Here is a 15,056-nt window from a genome sequence, read left to right as displayed (position 1 = left end):
GTCGCCGGTCCCAGTGGCGGCGACGGCACTCACCTGCCCGGACGCCGACGAGCCGCCGGCCGCGTCGGGGTTGGCGAGATAGTCGGCCGCGGGAAACCGCGCTCCCACGGTCAGCCGAACGGTTCCGGAGGCCACGGTGTCTTCAGCAGCCGCCGGTACGTGCAGTTGCTCGGCCAGGATCTGCGCGCCCTGGGCGGCCCCGGGGCCGTATTCGATCATGCTGTCGTCGGCCGGGGCCGCGGCGGTCGTGGCGCTGCCCCGGGTGAAGCCTCGCCCGGCGAAGGCCTCCTCCAGGGCGGTCGCGAGTCCGTCGCGCGAGCTGGCGTTGACGACGTCGAGAATGACGGGCTCGGCCAACGGCGGCTGCGTGGTCGGTGACGCGGCGTCGAGCGCGGCCGGTGCGTCCGACATGAAGCGCTCGTTGACGATGCGCCGGATGGCCGGAAGGTCGACCAGGTTGATGTCGGATCCGTTCGGATCCTTGCCGAAGCCAGAGATCGGCAGGGTATAGAGCGACAGTGGCCGCTCGGTCAGTCGGGAGGCGCGGGAGGCGAACTGCACGAGGTCCAGCCCGGCATCGACGGCGACGTTGTCGCGGGCGACCTGGAGCATCTTGCGCAGCCCGCTCACGCTGGACAGCACACCGCCGCCGCGCGCCGCTTGGACCAACGACACCAGGAACGCCTGCTGACGGCGTGTCCGGTCGAAATCGGTGAAGGAGCCGTCGTTTTCGTCGCGCCGCTGCCGCACGAACGCCATCGCCTCCGCCGCATCGATGCGTTGAACCCCTTGGTGGAAGTCGGCACCCGAATAGCTGTCGCGCGTATCGCCGTTGAGGCAGACCATGATCGGTTCCACGGCCTTGGCGATCTGGAAGAAGGCGCCCAACGTGACCTCGACGAAATGGTCGACCGAGATACCCAGGAAATCGTTGACGGCGCTGATTTCGGCGCTGCGTCCGGCCTCGCGGGCGGTCTGCTCGCGGGCCGCCAGATCGGTTGCTCCCGCACCCCCCGAGTTCCCGGCGGCCTGCGAGTTCAACGACTGCTGATAGGCCAGCCCGTAGGCCTGCTTGATCTTGCCCGCGCAGACGGAGCCCGGGCAGCCCGGCAACTCGGCGTAGTCGTCGCGGGGGATCGACATGGCCGTGACTGGCCCGTCACGGTCCGAAATGTGCACGACGATAAGGACATTGGCGTTGTAGCCACCCGAGGTTTCGTCGCCGGCGTGCAGCGCCTCGTAGATCTCCTGCGGTAGCGGCCGGCCATTCTGGTCCAATCGGCTGTCCAGGCCCATCAGCAGGATGTTCTGGTTGTCGCCGAGCGATGCCGCCCCGTTCGGCAGCGCGTGGGAAATGATGATTCTGCCCAGGGCGGTGTGGTAGCCGGTCCAGCCGATGCCGGTGACGGCCATGACGAAGGCCGAAGCGAGGCCGGCGACGAGCCGGCCTTTTAACAGCACCCAGCGGTGTGATCGCTCAGACGTGCCGCCGCCCATAATGAGTCACCATTGTCCCCGATGACCTGGCGAAATCCCGGTAACCGCGGCCGTGAGCCAAGGGTGTACGCGCTGGGCGTCTGCGGCGTTGAGTGCGGTCGGGCCTGATCGCTCAGGGCTTGGCTGCCGTCACGAAGCTGTTCGCGAACGGCCGGTCGTCCGGCTGGGGGGCCCGGCCCAGTCGCAGCCCCTCATCGCGCGCACTCACCGTGCTCGTGGTCCAGCCGTGGGCGGTGAACCACTCGGCGCAGTCGGGGCGGCCTTCGTCAGAGAACCAGAGATCAAACGGGTTGAAGGAGGTGTCCAGGCCGCGCGCTTCGCGCTTGGCCCGCAGTTGGTGCCACCGCTGTTCGGCCTCGCGGCGCTTATCAGCGTCCACCCCGAAGTTCTCAACGGCCACCCGGCTGCCCGATTCGCTCAGCGCGTCGATCGAGGCGAACAGGGCCTCCTGTGCGGACGCGGGGAGGAAGGGCAGCAGCCCTTCGGCGAGCCACGCGGTTGGCTGTCCGGTGTCGAAGCCGTTGTCGCGCAAGGCCTGCGGCCAGTCGTGGCGCAGGTCGACGGGCACGGGCCGGCGGTCGGCGATGGGTGCGGCGCCGTGGCGAGCGAGCGTGTCGCTCTTGTACTCGAGCACCCTCGGTAGATCGATCTCGTACACGACGGTGCCGGCCGGCCAGTCGAGGCGGTAGGCGCGCGAATCCAGGCCGGCGGCCAAAATCACGACCTGCCGGATACCGGCGCCAGAGGTTTGGGTGGCGTCGGCGAAGTACGCGTCGAAGAAGTGGGTGCGCACGGCCTGGTAGTTGGTCATGTAGGCGGCGTTCGGGGCGCCATCCTCGGAGTCGTCATCCGGATCGCCCGCCCACCACGCGGCGACCTGCTCACGGACTCCCTCGAGCTCGGGTGTGGCAACCAGCGGTTCGGCGAATTGATCCTGGATGAGCGGATCGGCGCTGGCGGTCTCGGCGGCACGGGCCAGCGCGACCATCACCGCGGTCGCCCCGACGCTGGTGGCGATGTCCCAGGAGTCGTCCGCGGTGCGCGCCATTACAGGCGCTCGGCGATGACGAAGTCGGAGAAGGCGTCCCTGTCTTCGTCCAGCTCAGAACTTTGCACCCCGCGGTTCAGGCGGTGCATCTCGTCGATCGAGTTCTGCGCGGTGGCGCGCCAGCCGTGGTCGTTGAGCCAGTCGGCGAGGTTCGCGCGATGCTCGTCGCGGTACATCAGCTCGCCGACGTCAACGGTCTCCTCCAAGCCGAGCTCGTCGGCCACCTTCTTGAACCGTTCCCGCATCTGCTGGCGCCGCTCCTCGGCGTGCATCGGTGCGGTTTCGGCGGAGACCCGGCTGCCCGCCGCACTCAGCTCGCCGATCTGGGTGAACAACTTGTCCTGCGCCTCGGCGGGTAGGTACATCAGCAATCCCTCGGCCAGCCAGGCGGTCGGTTGCGTGCGGTCGAATCCGGCGGCGGTCAGGGCCGCGGGCCAGTCTTCCCGCAGGTCGATCGCCACCTCGCGGCGATCGGCGGACGGCGTGGCGCCGCTTTCGGCCAGCGTGGTGGTCTTGTAGTCCAGCACCTGGGGCTGGTCGATCTCGTAAACGGTGGTGCCGGCCGGCCAGTCGAGGCGGTACGCCCGCGAGTCCAGCCCCGACGCGAGGATGACGACCTGCCGGATCCCGGTGGCGACGGCGTCAGCGAAGTATTCGTCGAAGAAGTGGGTCCGCACCGCCTGGTAGCCACGCATGTGCTGGATCCGAGCGGCGGATTCTTCATCGATGGCTTCGATCTTGGCCACGACGTCCGGGTCGAGCATGGCTTCCCATAAGACCTCGGCACCGGCGTTGTTGACGAGCAATCGGGCGTAGGGATCGCTGATCAGCGCGTCGGGCTGTTCGGTCTCGATGGCCCGGGCGGCGGCCACCATCACGGCGGTGGTGCCGACGCTGCTCTTGATGTCCCAGGTGTCGTCGTGGGTGCGCAGTGAGCTCATGGTGTAACTCCTTGGATTCGTGACGGGCGAAGGTCAGGCGGTGGTCGCGCCGAGGCGCGCCCGCAGCAACGTGCTGCGTACCGCCTCGTCGGAAAGGTCGTCGGGTACCGGGCGGCCCAGTCGGGCCATCTCGTCGCGGTTGTTCACGCTGCGCACCTGCCAGCCGTGGTCGGTCAGCCACGCGGCGGCATCCGAGCGGTCCGGCTCGTGGTAGGTCAGCGCCTGGACGTTGACATCCAGACCGAGCCGCTCCCGCATCCGCGACCAGCGCTGCGAGTTGCTCCGCGAGTTGATGCCGAACACCTCGATCGCGACCTGGCTGCCGGGCGCGCTGAGCGCGGTGAACATCTCGAAGAGCCGGTCCTGCGCATCGCTGGGCAGGTATGGCAGCAGTCCTTCGGCCAGCCAGGCGGTCGGTTGTCCGCGGTCGAATCCGGCGGTGGTCAGCGCGGCGGGCCAATCGTCACGCAGGTCCACCGGGACCGGATGGCGGATGGCGCTGGGCACGGCGCCGTGCTGCTGCAGGATTCCGGTCTTGTACTCCAGCACCTTGGGCTGGTCGATCTCGTAGACCGTGGTGCCGGCCGGCCAGTTCAGCCGGTAGGCCCTGGAGTCCAGCCCGGCGGCCAGGATCACCGCTTGCCGGATTCCGGAACGGACCGCACCGTCGAAGTACTCGTCGAAGAAATGCGTGCGCACGGCCTGGTAGTCGATGCCGGTCCGATGTGCGCGACGTCCGTGCTGATCGTCGTCGAGCCAGGACAACTCCGGATCGGCGAGCCGGGCCCACGCCGGGCCGGCCGAGGACACCAGCAGGCGTGCGAACTCGTCACGAATCAGCGGATCGGCCCCGGCTGTCTCCGCCGCCCGCGACGCGGCGACGCCCAACGCGGTGGCGCCGACAAGTTCGGTGATGGACCAGCTGTCGCCGGCAGACCGGACGGAAGGCGGTGTCGAGGCATCCAGATCAGTCATATCCCGACCATGGTACCGGGATAAGTTAGTTAGCCTATACGCTTTGTGCGGAACTTCACTCGGGCGACCGAAGCGCACTTTCCAGCAGCCGGCGCATCAGTCCGGTGAGGGCCAGGAAGTTTTCCGGGCTCTCGACGTAGCCCGCGTACAGACCCACCCCGCAGACCAACACGAGCAGTACCTCGACCAACGCCGACGTATCAATGTCGGTGACGATCTCGCCGCGCTCGATCGCGCCATTGACGACGCGCACCAGGAATTCTCGAGCGATCCGTACCGAATCGTTTTCGGTCCCGGCCAAATCCGGATGGCGTTGCGATTCCAGTACGCCGCTGATTAAAAATGCGGATCCCGCGGGGTTCTCAGCATTAGCTCTCGTCGCCTCGGAGATGAATGCCGTCAACTGCGCCGCCAGCGTGGTCTCTTGTTCGGCTTGTTTGATACCGGCCCCGATGACGAATTTGTTGGTGTCGTCCAGAACTTCCCGATACAGCGCTCGCTTGCTCGAAAAATAGTGGTTGATCGCCGGCCGGGTGAGGTCCGCGCGCGCCGCAATGGCCTGGAAGGTCGCGCCGTCGTAGCCACGTTCGCTGAACACCAAACGGGCAGCCTGGATGATCCGCCGCCGAGTCTCGTCGGCCTTTGCGGCGGGCGGACGCCCTGGCCTGCGATTCCCCCGTGGACGCATTGCTAAAGTGTGCCACCGCCGCGGTGGGGCATTAGCGCATTTGGCGGAATAGTGCCAAATTTTCCGGCCCGGTAGTCGTCGATCGCCTCGACCAATTCCGCGCGGGTGTTCATCACGAAAGGCCCGTAGTGGAATACCGGCTCGCGAATGGGCCGACCGCCGAGAAGCAGCGCATCAATGGCTGTCGTCCGGTTCGAATCTTCGATCCGCTCGGCTCCCACGGTGATCCGATCGCCGGGCCCCAGGACGGCTAACTGCCCCTGGTGGATCGGGTGGGCGACCGGGCCGACGTGCCCGCTGCCCGATAACACGTACACCAGCGCGTTGAAGTCGCGCTGCCATGGAATGTTGAGCCGGGCCCCGTTCTCGATCGTCGTGTGCGCGAGGGTGATCGGCGTGTGCGTGACGCCGGGGCCGCGGTGGCCGTCGATCTCGCCGGCGATGATGCGGATCAGCGCGCCGCCGTCGTCCGACGCGAGCAGCGTGGCGTCACCGCCCTCGATGGCCTGGTATCGCGGCGGCGCGAACTTGTCTTTCTTCGGCAGGTTCACCCAGAGCTGGACGCCGTGAAAGAGGCCCCCGCTGTCGACGAGCTCGGCCGGCGGCGTCTCGATGTGCAGGATGCCGGAACCGGCGGTCATCCACTGCGTCGCTCCGTCGCTGATCAGACCACCGCCCCCGTGGGAGTCCTGGTGGGCGAATCTCCCGTCGAGCATGTAGGTCACGGTTTCGAAGCCGCGGTGTGGATGCCAGTCGGTGCCCCGGGGTTCCCCGGGCTGGTAGTCGACCTCACCCATTTGGTCCATGTGCACGAAGGGATCCAGGGCGGCGGTGCCGACCCCGGCGAAAGCCCGGACGACCGGGAACCCCTCGCCCTCATACCCACGCGGGCCGGTGGTGATCGATCGCACCGGCCGTTCGGTGTCGACGGGGCTGGGGCCGTGGACTCGCGGCAACGTGAGCGTGTTGGCCATAACTGCAGGCATCTGACCTCCTCATATAGTGGACTACCCATATAACCGGACTGGGGTCCACTTATTCCTGGTCAGACGGCGGCGGCGCAGCAACCCGCGATAGGGATGGTCAGGATTTGCTGCGGGCGCTCTTGGCGGCGGCCTTCTCGGTGCTCTTGCCCGCGTGAGCCAGCTGGCCACCGGCACTTTCCAGGTGCGCCCGGACGAACCACTGGAACTTCTCCAGCTGCCCCGCCTGGCCGATCAACAGATCCTGGGTCACCTGGTCGAGTTCGTCTGTCTCGTCGATGTATTGGCGGATGTCCTCGATCACGCCGTTGTAGACAAGGTCCAGCGCGGCCAAGTGGGCCTGGACGGTGTCGCGGCCGACCGAATAGTCGTCCCAAGAGCGGTCCTTGATGATGGCGCCCGGCGTGCCTTGCGGCGAAGACCCCAGGGCGGCAATGCGTTCGGCGACATCGTCGGCAAAACTGCGCACCGCTTCAACTTGCGGGTCGATCATCTCGTGCACACCGATGAAGTTCGGGCCCACCACGTTCCAGTGAATGTGCTTGAGCGTCAGGTGAAGATCGTTGTAGGTGCTCAGTTGCTTTTGCAGCAGTTCGGTGAGCCGCGCCGCCTGCTTGTCGGTCAATCCCGGAATTGTGAACTGAGTCATCGCTTGTTCCTAGCTTCCTTCCATCGGGTTCTCACACAGTTACTTGCCCCGTTGGGTACCCGATGGCAAGTGCGAAAAACCCGGCGGATCAAAGCGAGTGGATTTGCTGCACCGGCAAGCGCGGGCCCCGGCGCGGTTTGTACGCCAAACCGCTGGCTTCGAGCAGCCGGACCACGCGTTGGCGATGCGGCCGCATCGGCTCCAGCAATTCGAGCATGCCCGCATCGTCGACGGGCCGGCCCAGCAATGTCCAGCCGATCATCTTCGGGATGTGGTAGTCGCCCACCGACACCGCGTCGGCGTCGCCGAAGGCCCGTTGCGCCGTCTCGGCGGCGGTCCACTCCCCCACCCCCGGCAGGGACGTCAACGCGGCGCGCGCCTGTGCCGCCGGCCGTGACGTCAACCGCTCCAGCGAGGCGGCGCGCCGCGCGCAGGTCACCACCGTCTGCGCGCGCCTGGGGTCGACGTTGGCGCGATGGAACTCCCAGGACGGAATGCTTCGCCACACCTGCGCCGTCGGCAACACCCGCATCCCGTCCGGGGCCGGTCCCGGCGCCGCCGTCCCGTACTTGGTCACCAGCACGCGCCAGGAGCGAAACGCGTCGGCGCCGGGCACCCGTTGCTCGATGATCGCCGGGATCAGCGCCTCCAGCACCAGCCCGGTGCGGCCCAACCGCAGGTGCGGGACGCGTTGGTGCGCGGCGGCGACCGTCGGATGCCGCGGCACGAAGTCCGAGGCGTCGTCCTCGAGACCCAGCATGGCGGGCAGCATTTCGACGAACTCCTGCGCGCCGCCGCCCCACGCCGCACAGTGGGCGGCGTTGGGGGCCGCGCGGCTGATCCGTGCCGTGACCGGGCCGGTGGGCAGCAGGCTGGTCCGCCACACCGAGCCGTCCCCGGGAGCCCGGAAGCACGGATCCCCGAGGCCGCGGCGAAGCGGCGCAAGCGTGTGCCCGAAGCTGGCGGCCCCGGGAAACACCACCGTGCGCGCGCTCTTCACCTGATGACTCTCCGACTGCTCTGATTGACCGTGAACTCTGTCCCAAGTCAATATTGCGGTGTGATGACGCCGTTCGATGACCCGCAGGGCGAACTGGCCTGGATGTTCCTGCAGAGCACCAGCGACGGTGGCGATCTGGACGAGGGCTTCGCCCTGCTCAGCGACGACTTCACCTACTGGACGCTGTACACGCGCACTTCCTGCAATAAGGACGCGTTTCGCCGGGGGATCGAGCGACGCAAACAGGAGCTGGAGCTGACCATCGACCTGGTGCGCTGTGTCAACGAGGGAGAGACCGTGGTGGTGGAGGCCCAAGCCACCGGCACGACCTCCGACGGCATCGAGTACGACAGCCCGTTCGTGTGCATCTTCGACACCCGTGACGGGCTGATCGTTTCGATGCGCCTCTATGGCGACACCCGGACGGTGGCGACCGCGCTTCCCGGATGGGTCCCCTACTGAGCCGAGACGCTGATCTCGGCCTTGTTGGGGTAGAACGCCACATGACCGGCGATCGCGGCGACCGCCGGGTACGGCTGCTCATAGGTCCAGATCACGTCGTCGACGGTCTCGCCCGCCGAGGTGGTCACGCTGTAATAGCTGGCGTCACCCTTGAACGGGCAGTACGTGCTGGTGTCGGTGCGGGTGAGCCGATCCTGTACCACATCGGCGAGCGGAATGTATTGCACCCCAGGGATTGTGGCTTCGCGCAGTTCCAGCGCGGCGGTGGTGTCCGCGACGAGCTCGCCATTGACACGAACCTGGACCCGACCCGTCGTGGGCTCGATGGTGATCGGGTGCCCGGCGTCGGGTTCTTTGATTTCCGGGTGGGTCATGGTCTCCTCCTCAGATACGGATAAGGGGTGCAACACAAGGCTGAGGCCAAGGCTTCCCGTCAGGCCGGACCGAACGCGTAGCGGTGATATTGCGACATGTTCGCCACTGCCTGGACCTGCGCCATGAGCCTACCCAGGACCCGGGCTGAGCGTGGCAACTGCGCGAAGGTGTACGACTCGAACCATCGCTCCCAGGCGAGCAGCCGCACCGTCGGTACGGCTTCGATGATGTCGTCGGGCCCGTTGATCGCCCACCGCAGCGTGGACCCCGACCGTCGCACCACCGTGTTGAGCCATTGCGTCTTGATCCCGAGCCAATTGAACGCATCGAACTGCAGCTCGCCCGAACCGAACCGGTCGACGACCCGGCGCAGCAGCGCGGTGCCGTCCTGCTCGGTCAGGTACATGGTCAGCCCCTCCCCGATCATCAGTGTGGGACGGTCGGCGGGGATTTCGGCCAGCCATCCCGGGTCGGTGACCGAGGCGGCGATGACGCGATAGTGATCGCGGCTCGGGTAAAGCTGGGCGCGCAGGGCTGCGACCTCGGGGTAGTCGACGTCGTACCACTGGACGTCCGGGCCCGGCTGCACGCGGAAGAACCGGCTGTCCAGCCCGCAGCCCAGGTGCAGCACGACCGAGCGCGGGTGCGCCGCAAGGAATTTGCGCGTCCACTCATCGAAGTGCGCCGAACGGGTGGTCACCGACGGCGCGCGCCGGGCGGTGATGGTCGTTTTCTTCCAGTCGTAGTCGATGCGCCCGACGATCTCCTTCGCGTACCGATCGCCCAGGATCGGTTTCGGGAAGTCGGCATCCAGCGCCTTCGCGTAGAACGTCGCGAGCATGGTCTGGGGCGCCCCGGTGAGATCGACGGACACCCGTGCGGTATTCACACCGCCCGAGGCTAGTCCCACACCAAGCGCCGCGCTGCGTCCTGAACAACGGTCGGCGTGGTGTTCAGCCGGGAGTCATGCTCCTACCCTTGGCATTTCGCATCGTCGACCAGAAGCGGGCCGCCTCCCGGATGGACTCCTCGACCGGGCGCGGCTGCCAACCCAATTCGCGGACGGCCTTGCCGTGGTCGACGGGCGCTTCGGCACGCATCATGCGCACCGACGCGAGACTGAGCTCGGCGTCCTTGCCGGTGAGCCGGGCTCGCAGACTGCCCAGCGCGCCGAGGGCGTACAGCACCGGAACGGAGATCGAACGTCGCGGTGGCGGCACCCCGGCCTCGTCGGCCGCGATCCGCACCACCTCCGTCAAGGCGATCATCCGCTCGGAAATCAGGTATCGCTCGCCGATGCGTCCGCGGTCGGCGGCCAGGATCATGGCCCGGGCGGCGTCGGTGACGCCGACGACCTCGAGCTGGATGCCGTCCATCGTGAAGGGGAGCTTGCCGAAGACGGCGCCGGCGATGAACGCGCCGTGCGGGGTACGGCCCCAGTCCCCGCCGCCGTAAGTCGTTGACACACACATCGCCACGGCGGGCAATCCCGCCTCGGCCATGAACCGCATCACCAGGTTTTCGGCCTGAACCCGGGACCGCACATAGGGCGTCAGTCCGCGCGCGTCGATCACGTCGTCTTCGGTCGCCACGTGCCCGTGGCGGCGACCCACCGTCGCATAGGTGCTGGTGAAGATGAACCGGCGCAGGGCGGGTTGTCTGACGGCGACATCGAGAACGTTGCCCAGGCCTTCGACGTTGGTGCGAAACAGGGGCGCGGTGTCGCGCAGCCAGGCGCGGGTGTCGACGACGCAGTAATAGACGTCGTCGACGCCGTCCATCGCGTCGCGCAGCACGGCGGTGTCGAACACGTCGCCGTGAAACCGGGTCACCGCGAGGTCATCGATGGCGCGGGTGTTGGCGCCGGCACGCACCATCGCCCGCACCTCGAAATTCTCCGATGCGCCCTTGGCAACGAGCTGGCGGGTCACATGCGAACCCAGGAAGCCGTTGGCGCCGATGACGAGTTTGGGCTTCGTGCTCACTGGGCGCCTCCGTACTGCTCCATGAAACGTGCGGCATCTTCGTCGAGGGTGCCGAGTTCCTGCGCCTTGCGGCACCACTTCAACGCGGCCTGCACGAAGCGCAGCGGGTTGTAGATGTCTTCTTGCCGACACCACAGGCCGTCGCCGGCGTACGTGATGATCGAGATGTTGGTCGCGGTGATGACGCTGCCGTCCCCGGGGTCTTTCATCGGGTTGTCGAGTTCCATGATGATCCGCCCGGTGGGCTCGTCGATCACCGACCACAGCGAAGGGAACGCGACCATGTGGCTGCCCGGAAAGCTGCCCATCGTCCGGCTGATCCACTCGCGGACCTCGTCGCGGCCGCGCATCGTGCCCGCCGCGTGTTCGATGTACAAGACATCGGGTGTGTAGTGCGCAACCCAGGCGTCCCAGTCCTGCGATCGCGCCGCCGCATCGACGGTCGCTTCGAATTTCTCGAATGCGGCGGCCAGTTCGCTACGGGAGAACTTCGGCGTGCTCATGGTCTCGCGGCACCGTTGCAGCTCATCGGCGGAGTGTAGCCTGGGCGGCACTGGCCGGTCATTGTGGCCGGTGAGGAGGATGAGTGATGACCAACGAGAAGGCGATTCTCGCCGGCGGGTGCTTCTGGGGAATGCAAGAACTGATCCGCAAGCAGCCGGGGGTGGTGTCGACCCGGGTCGGCTACACCGGCGGTGACGTCCCCAACGCCACCTACCGCAACCATGGGACGCACGCCGAAGCCATCGAGATCGTCTATGACCCGGCGGTCACCGATTTCCGGGCGATCCTGGAGTTCTTCTTCCAGATCCATGACCCGACAACGAAAGACCGCCAGGGCAATGACCGCGGGGCCAGTTACCGGTCGGCGATCTTCTATCTGGACGAGGAGCAGAAGCGAACCGCGCTGGACACCATCGCCGATGTCGAGGCGTCCGGCCTATGGCCCGGCAAGGTGGTGACCGAGGTCAGCCCCGCGGGCGACTTCTGGGAAGCCGAGCCCGAGCATCAGGACTATCTGCAGCACTATCCGAGCGGGTACACGTGCCACTACATCCGCCCGGGCTGGAAACTGCCACACCGCGCCGCCTCCAACCAGTAGGGAACGGCCGGGTTCAGCGGCGACGCACCACGATCCGCCCACCGTCTTTCGGCGTGTAGGCGACGCCCCGGCAGTGCCGGCGCTCCCCCGGCGCGTTCGTCGTCTCGATGGTGAAGTGGCGCAACACCGTTCGCAGCACGACATCCATCTCCATGTTCGCGAACGTCGCCCCGACGCAGCGGCGGGTCCCGCCGCCGAAGGGGATCCACGCGAACGATGACGGCTTGGTTCCGAGGTAACGCTGCGGGTCGAAACGCTCCGGGTCGGGGAAGACGTTGCGATCCTCGTGGATCTGGGCGATGCCGACGATGATCGAGCACCCCCGCGGAATGATCCACTCGCCGAGCTGGAAAGTCGGCGCGTAGACACGGCGCGGGGCGAAATCGATGACGGTCCTTACCCGCTGGACTTCCAGGATGGTCGCCTGCCGCAACTCGTTGCCGCCCTCGTCCGCCTCCCGGGCGAGCGCCGCGAGCGTGTCGGGATGCCGCGTCAACCTCTCGAACGCCCAGGCCAGCGTCGCCGCCGTCGTTTCGTGCCCGGCCGCCAGCAGCGTGAGCAGTTCGTCGCCGATGTCCTTGCGCGACATGGCCGAACCGTCGTCGTAGGTGCTGCGCAGCATCAGCGCGAGCACGTCCGCGCGGTCATCGAAACCCGGATCCGCGCGCTCGGCCGCGATCAGCTTGTCGATCACGGCGTCGTAACGGCGGCGCCACTCTTCGAGCCGTCCCCACGGCGTGTAGCGCCCATACGTGCGTTGGGGTTTGGGAACCGTCGCCATGCGCGAGCCCAACGTGACCCACGGCGGGATGAGCCGGCGCAGCTCGTCGAGTTCGGCGCCTTCGGCCCCGAAGACCGCGCGCAGGATGGCGTTGAGCGTGATGTGCATCGTGGACGGCAAGGTCGCGAACGGCGTGCCTTCCGGCCAGCGGGCGATCTCCCGCAGCGTCTCTTCTTCGATGATGCTCTCGTAGTTCTTGATGCTCTTGCCATGAAACGGCGGCGCCAACAGCCGCCGCCGGCGGCGGTGGGGCTCGCCGTCGAGCGCGAAGACGGAACCGGAGCCGAACAGCCGGCTCAGGTTGGGCTGGATGTTGCCGAGATCTTCGGGGCCGGTGGTGAAGATCTGCTTGGCCAACTGCGGATCGCCGACCACCACCACGCGGCCGTACATCGGCAGATTCAGCGTGAACGCGTCACCGTAGCGGCGCGCCAGGCGCTGCATCATCCCCCGGCGCGACAGCGCAAACCCCAGACCCTGCAGCGCTTTTGGGATACGGGGCGCGGGGGGCAACTTGACCGTAGTGCACGCCGGTGGGGCGGTGACCATTTCGCTCATGGCGATGACTCCCAAATATCAGCCCCCGGGAACCGGGGTGGTACGACGGTGTACCGCAACCTCTCCCAGTACGGTACTCTGAGGTACCAAGCCTGACAAGACGCGTATCGAACGCAACGGAGGCGCCGGACGTGACATCAGCGATGACAGCGACGGACGGCGCCCGGGATCTGGCGGAGGTCGACCCATTTCGGCTGCGGCTGCTCGATGGCCTGGCCGCCTCGATCAGCGAGCGCGGGTACCGCGCCAGCACGGTGGCCGACATCGTCCGTTACGCCCGCACCTCCAAGCGCACCTTCTACGACCAGTTCGCCAGCCGCGAAGAGTGCTTTTTGGAGTTGCTGCGGACCGATATCGAAAGGCTCGGCGAACGCATCGGAGCCTCGGTCGATCCCGAGGCCGAATGGCGCGCGCAGATCCGCCAGGCGGTCGAGGCCTACGTCGGACACATCGAATCCCGGCCGGCCATCACGTTGAGCTGGATCCGGGAACTGCCGTCGCTCGGCGCCGCCGCCCGGCCGGTCCAGCGCCGCGGGCTGCAGTTGTTGTCCAGCCTGTTGATCGACCTCAGTGCCAGCCCGGGTTTCCGGCGCGCGGAGCTGCCCCCGTTGACCGCGCCGCTGGCCGTGATCCTGTTGGGCGGGCTGCGGGAGCTGACCGCACTTGCGGTCGAAGACGGAAAACCGGTCCGAGGAATCGTTGAACCGGCCGTGGATGCGTCCGTAGCCCTGCTCGGTCCGCGACACTAGACACCGCCGTTCCCGTAAGCGAAAGTGTCACAAGCCATTCCGGGCCGGGCTTCGCCGGGCTACGCTCACCGCAGACTCCGCCCGTTCTGACATGGAGGATTCTGCGATGCGGCTCTCGACTCGAAACCAGCTCAAGGGAAAGATCACCGAGGTCGAAATCGGCGCCGTGATGGCCGTGGTCAAGGTGACGCTCGACGGTGGCGACCAGGTCGTCACGTCATCGGTCACCAAGGATGCCGCGTCCGATCTCGGGCTCAAGGTGGGGCAGCCGGCGACCGTGTTCATCAAATCGACGGAAGTCACCATCGGCGTCGACTAAGGCACGCCGAAAAGCCTTACCACGAACTAAGTTTGAGCGTGGAGAAAAGCGCGGACCCGGTCCAGGACCAGATCGGGCCGCTGGTCGACGATCCAATGACCGACACCGTCGACCAGCTCGACCTCGAAATCCTCGATGTGGTCGGCATATCCCTCGGTCAGCTCCGCCGTGATCACCGGATCTTTGGTACCTGTCAGCCAGCGGACGGGGACGTCGACGCGGGCGTCGTCGTACTCGCCGCGCATCCAGCTCAGCATCTCCCTGGTCTGAAACGATCGATACCACCGCGAACCGGCCTCGGCGTGGCCGGGTTGGCGCATGCAATCGAGGTAGAGCCGCACGTCCTCCTCGGGCAGCGTGTAGCCACCACCGACCCATGACCCCAGCATGCGGACGAACCGGGAGTTCGGCGCGCTGATCACCCGCGGGCCGATGATCGGCAACGAAATCGGGATCTGGTACCAGAACCGCCAGACATTGCGCAGCATCGACAACGAGCGCTTCACGAAAGGCGCCGAGGTGTTCACGCCGAAAAAGCCGGTCACCTTTTCCGGGTGGCGCAGCATCATGATGAACGCGACCGGGCCGCCCCAGTCGTGGGCCACCAGATTCACCGACGCGACACCCAACCGGTCCAGCACGCCGGCGAGATCGTCGGCCATCTCGTCCTTGCGGTAACTGGAGCGCGGCGCCGAACTCCAGCCCGCGCCGCGCAGGTCCGGGCACAACACCCGGTAGCCGTCGGCGGCCAGCGGCCCGATCAGCGCGCGCCATTCCCACCAGTTCTGGGGGAAGCCGTGCACCAGCATCACCACCGGCCCGTTCGCCGGGCCCGCGTCCGCGACGTGGATCGTCACGCCATTTCCCAGATCGACGTAGCGGTGTTCGACACCGTCCAGCGTGGGCATAGTGACCATGTGTTGAGAAGGTAGCGGGTCGGAAAC

18 protein-coding genes are annotated in these 15,056 nt (G+C 67.0%); 4 read left to right on the top strand and 14 right to left on the bottom strand.

Annotated features, from left to right (window positions below):
* The 8 genes from Q0W90_RS08250 to Q0W90_RS08215 form a co-directional block, all read right to left on the bottom strand.
* Positions 1-1,497: LCP family protein (locus Q0W90_RS08250; protein ID WP_297774040.1), on the bottom strand; the 1,497-nt coding region annotated here is incomplete at its 3' end.
* 112 nt (positions 1,498-1,609) lie between these two features.
* Entirely contained in the window at positions 1,610-2,545 is a 936-nt protein-coding gene (locus Q0W90_RS08245) for a class I SAM-dependent methyltransferase (protein ID WP_297593414.1), read from the bottom strand.
* Entirely contained in the window at positions 2,545-3,486 is a 942-nt protein-coding gene (locus tag Q0W90_RS08240; RefSeq protein ID WP_297593416.1) for a class I SAM-dependent methyltransferase, read from the bottom strand. Before Q0W90_RS08240 ends, Q0W90_RS08245 begins: the two co-directional genes overlap by 1 nt.
* Positions 3,487-3,519: 33 nt before the next feature.
* A complete protein-coding gene (locus tag Q0W90_RS08235; protein ID WP_297593418.1) occupies positions 3,520-4,461 on the bottom strand; it encodes a class I SAM-dependent methyltransferase in 942 nt (313 codons plus the stop codon).
* A gap of 55 nt (positions 4,462-4,516) precedes the next feature.
* Positions 4,517-5,149 carry a TetR/AcrR family transcriptional regulator gene (locus Q0W90_RS08230; protein ID WP_297593420.1) on the bottom strand — a complete coding sequence of 211 codons (633 nt, stop codon included), beginning with the start codon at positions 5,147-5,149 and terminating at the stop codon, positions 4,517-4,519.
* 2 nt (positions 5,150-5,151) lie between these two features.
* Positions 5,152-6,135, bottom strand: coding sequence for a pirin family protein (locus Q0W90_RS08225; RefSeq protein WP_297774037.1), 984 nt, complete (start codon positions 6,133-6,135; stop codon positions 5,152-5,154).
* Between the two features lie 97 nt (positions 6,136-6,232).
* Complete coding sequence (locus Q0W90_RS08220) at positions 6,233-6,781, bottom strand: DNA starvation/stationary phase protection protein (RefSeq protein ID WP_297593424.1); 549 nt, start codon at positions 6,779-6,781, stop codon at positions 6,233-6,235.
* Positions 6,782-6,869: 88 nt separating this feature from the next.
* Positions 6,870-7,781 carry a DNA-3-methyladenine glycosylase 2 family protein gene (locus tag Q0W90_RS08215; RefSeq protein ID WP_297774035.1) on the bottom strand — a complete coding sequence of 304 codons (912 nt, stop codon included), beginning with the start codon at positions 7,779-7,781 and terminating at the stop codon, positions 6,870-6,872.
* Between the two features lie 60 nt (positions 7,782-7,841).
* On the opposite strand from Q0W90_RS08215, the gene Q0W90_RS08210 reads away from it, so the two are divergent.
* On the top strand, positions 7,842-8,243 hold the full coding sequence (locus Q0W90_RS08210; protein WP_297593428.1) for a nuclear transport factor 2 family protein: 402 nt from the start codon (positions 7,842-7,844) through the stop codon (positions 8,241-8,243).
* Here Q0W90_RS08210 and Q0W90_RS08205 read toward each other — a convergent pair.
* The 4 genes from Q0W90_RS08205 to Q0W90_RS08190 form a co-directional block, all read right to left on the bottom strand.
* Positions 8,237-8,617: a DUF427 domain-containing protein gene (locus tag Q0W90_RS08205; RefSeq protein WP_297593430.1), complete on the bottom strand. Its 381-nt coding sequence runs from the start codon at positions 8,615-8,617 to the stop codon at positions 8,237-8,239. The two genes, Q0W90_RS08210 and Q0W90_RS08205, sit on opposite strands and share 7 nt — an antisense overlap.
* A gap of 59 nt (positions 8,618-8,676) precedes the next feature.
* Positions 8,677-9,492 (bottom strand): class I SAM-dependent methyltransferase, encoded by an 816-nt coding sequence (locus tag Q0W90_RS08200; RefSeq protein ID WP_297593461.1) that lies wholly within the window; start codon positions 9,490-9,492, stop codon positions 8,677-8,679.
* A gap of 79 nt (positions 9,493-9,571) precedes the next feature.
* Positions 9,572-10,603, bottom strand: a complete 1,032-nt coding sequence (locus tag Q0W90_RS08195; protein WP_297593432.1) for an NAD-dependent epimerase/dehydratase family protein — start codon at positions 10,601-10,603, stop codon at positions 9,572-9,574.
* Complete coding sequence (locus tag Q0W90_RS08190) at positions 10,600-11,106, bottom strand: nuclear transport factor 2 family protein (protein WP_297593434.1); 507 nt, start codon at positions 11,104-11,106, stop codon at positions 10,600-10,602. The genes Q0W90_RS08195 and Q0W90_RS08190 overlap by 4 nt, the downstream gene beginning before the upstream one ends.
* 83 nt (positions 11,107-11,189) lie before the next feature.
* On the opposite strand from Q0W90_RS08190, the gene msrA reads away from it, so the two are divergent.
* Positions 11,190-11,705, top strand: coding sequence for a peptide-methionine (S)-S-oxide reductase MsrA (gene msrA / locus Q0W90_RS08185; RefSeq protein ID WP_297593436.1), 516 nt, complete (start codon positions 11,190-11,192; stop codon positions 11,703-11,705).
* A 13-nt stretch (positions 11,706-11,718) separates the two neighbouring features.
* On the opposite strand, the gene Q0W90_RS08180 is transcribed toward msrA, so the two are convergent.
* Positions 11,719-13,044: a cytochrome P450 gene (locus tag Q0W90_RS08180; protein WP_297697520.1), complete on the bottom strand. Its 1,326-nt coding sequence runs from the start codon at positions 13,042-13,044 to the stop codon at positions 11,719-11,721.
* Between the two features lie 143 nt (positions 13,045-13,187).
* Here Q0W90_RS08180 and Q0W90_RS08175 point away from each other — a divergent pair, with 143 nt between their 5' ends.
* A complete protein-coding gene (locus Q0W90_RS08175; RefSeq protein ID WP_297593440.1) occupies positions 13,188-13,793 on the top strand; it encodes a TetR/AcrR family transcriptional regulator in 606 nt (201 codons plus the stop codon).
* Between the two features lie 106 nt (positions 13,794-13,899).
* The gene (locus Q0W90_RS08170; RefSeq protein ID WP_297593442.1) at positions 13,900-14,112 is read left to right on the top strand and encodes a TOBE domain-containing protein; all 213 of its coding nucleotides are present in this window, start codon (positions 13,900-13,902) and stop codon (positions 14,110-14,112) included.
* 26 nt (positions 14,113-14,138) lie between these two features.
* On the opposite strand, the gene Q0W90_RS08165 is transcribed toward Q0W90_RS08170, so the two are convergent.
* Entirely contained in the window at positions 14,139-15,029 is an 891-nt protein-coding gene (locus Q0W90_RS08165) for an alpha/beta hydrolase (RefSeq protein WP_297593444.1), read from the bottom strand.
* Positions 15,030-15,056: the final 27 nt, after the last annotated feature.

Source organism: Mycobacterium sp., assembly GCF_025933915.1.
Taxonomy (GTDB): Bacteria; Actinomycetota; Actinomycetes; order Mycobacteriales; family Mycobacteriaceae; genus Mycobacterium.
This window is presented reverse-complemented; position numbering and strand designations above follow the sequence as displayed.

Excerpts from the sequence above, each read along its gene's own strand:
- Q0W90_RS08205 (WP_297593430.1), bottom strand. The coding sequence starts at position 8,617 with ATGACCCACCCGGAAATCAAAGAACCCGACGCCGGGCACCCGATCACC.
- Q0W90_RS08175 (WP_297593440.1), top strand. The coding sequence starts at position 13,188 with ATGACAGCGACGGACGGCGCCCGGGATCTGGCGGAGGTCGACCCATTT.
- Q0W90_RS08235 (WP_297593418.1), bottom strand. The coding sequence starts at position 4,461 with ATGACTGATCTGGATGCCTCGACACCGCCTTCCGTCCGGTCTGCCGGC.
- Q0W90_RS08180 (WP_297697520.1), bottom strand. The coding sequence starts at position 13,044 with ATGAGCGAAATGGTCACCGCCCCACCGGCGTGCACTACGGTCAAGTTG.
- Q0W90_RS08230 (WP_297593420.1), bottom strand. The coding sequence starts at position 5,149 with ATGCGTCCACGGGGGAATCGCAGGCCAGGGCGTCCGCCCGCCGCAAAG.
- Q0W90_RS08245 (WP_297593414.1), bottom strand. The coding sequence starts at position 2,545 with ATGGCGCGCACCGCGGACGACTCCTGGGACATCGCCACCAGCGTCGGG.
- Q0W90_RS08220 (WP_297593424.1), bottom strand. The coding sequence starts at position 6,781 with ATGACTCAGTTCACAATTCCGGGATTGACCGACAAGCAGGCGGCGCGG.
- Q0W90_RS08170 (WP_297593442.1), top strand. The coding sequence starts at position 13,900 with ATGCGGCTCTCGACTCGAAACCAGCTCAAGGGAAAGATCACCGAGGTC.
- Q0W90_RS08165 (WP_297593444.1), bottom strand. The coding sequence starts at position 15,029 with ATGGTCACTATGCCCACGCTGGACGGTGTCGAACACCGCTACGTCGAT.
- Q0W90_RS08225 (WP_297774037.1), bottom strand. The coding sequence starts at position 6,135 with ATGCCTGCAGTTATGGCCAACACGCTCACGTTGCCGCGAGTCCACGGC.
- Q0W90_RS08190 (WP_297593434.1), bottom strand. The coding sequence starts at position 11,106 with ATGAGCACGCCGAAGTTCTCCCGTAGCGAACTGGCCGCCGCATTCGAG.
- Q0W90_RS08240 (WP_297593416.1), bottom strand. The coding sequence starts at position 3,486 with ATGAGCTCACTGCGCACCCACGACGACACCTGGGACATCAAGAGCAGC.